Origin of the sequence: Nostoc sp. 'Peltigera membranacea cyanobiont' 232 (assembly GCF_002245985.1) — a bacterium.
Lineage (GTDB): Bacteria > Cyanobacteriota > Cyanobacteriia > Cyanobacteriales > Nostocaceae > Nostoc.
In genome coordinates, this window is record NZ_NOLK01000397.1 from 1 (window position 1) to 1,060 (window position 1,060).

The window sequence follows — 1,060 nt, forward strand, 5'->3', positions numbered from 1 at the left end:
TAAGTAGCTAGGCACAATTAAATATAAGACGCTCAAGGGCATATTCACCCTTTACGCTTCTGGCTTCCATGCCATCAATAATTGCCATAGCCAAATCGTAGTTATTGTCAAACATTTGTCCAGCAATTTCATGAGTTTTTAGTTGATGCCACTCTTCCTCGATCCGATTCATTTCGGAACAATAGGGTGGTAAGAAGAAAACAAATAGTCCTTTTTACTGCCACTCAAGCCATTTTTGTTTTGCTTTCTTGCTGGTATGCAAAGACCCATTGTCGTGAACAATGACACTGATACGACCAGTTTCAACTAAAGTGTCTTGTGCCTTAGCTGCAACCCAATCCATAACCTCAATGTAGCGTTTTGTTTTGAACCCACCTTGAACCAAGGCATACTCAAAACTGACTTGGGGTTGCCATAAACCCAAAATACTAATGCGACCACCACGGCTACCAACTTGTGCCATTTGTTTTTGGCTACCGATGCGACTGTAAGTGTAACTAACGGGACTCCAACGACAACACCCAGACTCATCAAGATATTTCAGCTCAACATAACCCTCTACTGCCGCTTGTTTTAGGGTATCTAGGTCTGCAAGCTTTTGTCGTCGTTTTTCTGGGTCTTGTTTTCTCTTATGAGTATGGCGGGTGCGCTTCCATTTCCACTTTTTTTTTGAGTAAACGTCGCAGACGAGACGGACTCAGTTGCACATTTCGGTCTTGAGCCAATTTTTCTGATAACTGCAAACTGTTATAAGTACGGGGTTCTAACTCTAAGCAATCCTCTAAATATGCTAAGTCTGCCTCAAGCCATTTGGACTTTGCTCCACGCCCAGAAGTTTCCCACAATCCTCCCAAACCCTTATTTTCCCAACGCCTCAGTGTTGCTCGTACCGTATGTTCGTGACACTCAAAAATTTTAGCTATCGCTGGTACATTCCATCCTTGGGCATTTAATCGAATTATGTGGGCGCGATCTCTTGTTCGTTGAGGAACTGTTGTCGCTGACCGCAACTCCAAAAGCGTCAAATCTTCTAAATCTGTTAATCTAACTCGCAATGGAG

General features: G+C 43.1%; 1 protein-coding gene and 1 pseudogene. Both read right to left on the reverse strand.

The window, feature by feature from the left end; all coding sequences use genetic code 11:
• Positions 1-7: 7 nt before the first annotated feature.
• Positions 8-544, reverse strand: a pseudogene (locus CDG79_RS45320) (transposase).
• Between the two features lie 85 nt (positions 545-629).
• Positions 630-1,060, reverse strand: a 431-nt coding sequence (locus CDG79_RS45325; RefSeq protein WP_333783021.1) for a helix-turn-helix domain-containing protein, incomplete at its 5' end; no start/stop codon positions are given.